Here is a 248-nt window from a genome sequence, read left to right as displayed (position 1 = left end):
GGTGACCGGTTTGAATACGATTTTGGCGAAGTGAAGCTGATGATTAATGGTCAGAGAAAGACGTTCTATCTGGCCGTTATGACTTCGCCATGGTCAGGCTATCGAGCTGCCTGCCTGTACGAAAACCAGAAAAGTCAGGTCTTCTTTGAATCGATGATCCGCTTCTTCAATGAAGTCGGCGGAATCTTCAGAGAGGGCGTTTACGACAATATGAGAAACGTCGTCTCGAAATTCATAGGAAGAAACGA

General features: G+C 46.0%; 1 pseudogene. It reads left to right on the top strand.

The features are described 5' to 3' along the window. A pseudogene (locus Afil_RS10985) lies at positions 1-248 on the top strand (IS21 family transposase); the annotation flags it as partial.

This window comes from Allobaculum fili, from assembly GCF_020969955.1.
Classification (GTDB): Bacteria; Bacillota_I; Bacilli_A; order Erysipelotrichales; family Erysipelotrichaceae; genus Allobaculum; species Allobaculum fili.
The sequence above is the reverse complement of the archived record's forward strand: the minus strand, read 5'-3'. Positions and strand labels throughout refer to the sequence as shown.